The organism is Methylophaga sp. UBA1464 (genome assembly GCF_002325665.1).
Classification (GTDB): Bacteria; Pseudomonadota; Gammaproteobacteria; order Nitrosococcales; family Methylophagaceae; genus Methylophaga.
In genome coordinates, this window is sequence record NZ_DCSO01000099.1 from 5,648 (window position 1) to 6,067 (window position 420).

Annotated in this window: 1 protein-coding gene; it reads left to right on the forward strand. The window is 41.9% G+C overall.

The window, feature by feature from the left end; genetic code table 11:
• Positions 1-96: 96 nt before the first annotated feature.
• Positions 97-420: redoxin domain-containing protein (locus B3O33_RS13640; RefSeq protein ID WP_292363827.1), on the forward strand; the 324-nt coding region annotated here is incomplete at its 3' end.

Genomic DNA, 420 nt, shown 5'->3' on the forward strand with positions numbered 1-420 from the left:
ATTCCGATTATATTAATAGAATTAAGTTGTTTGACCGTTGTATTTTCGAGCCCTAGAATGACCCTGTCGCTTTTGACAATCAACAAGGAGTAGACCATGTCGACTTTGATTAATACTACCATTAAACCGTTTAAAACCACTGCATTTCACAAAGGCGAGTTCGTACCGGTTACTGATGCCGATCTGAAAGGAAAGTGGTCAGTTGTATTCTTTTATCCAGCCGATTTCACTTTTGTTTGCCCTACAGAGCTGGGCGATTTAGCTGATCATTACGCAAAATTGCAGGAAATGGGTGTTGAAGTTTATTCAGTATCAACTGATACCCACTTCACTCATAAAGCCTGGCACGATGCTTCTGAAACCATCAAGAAAATCAACTTCCCGATGCTGGGTGATGCGACTGGTGCGATCAGCCGTAAG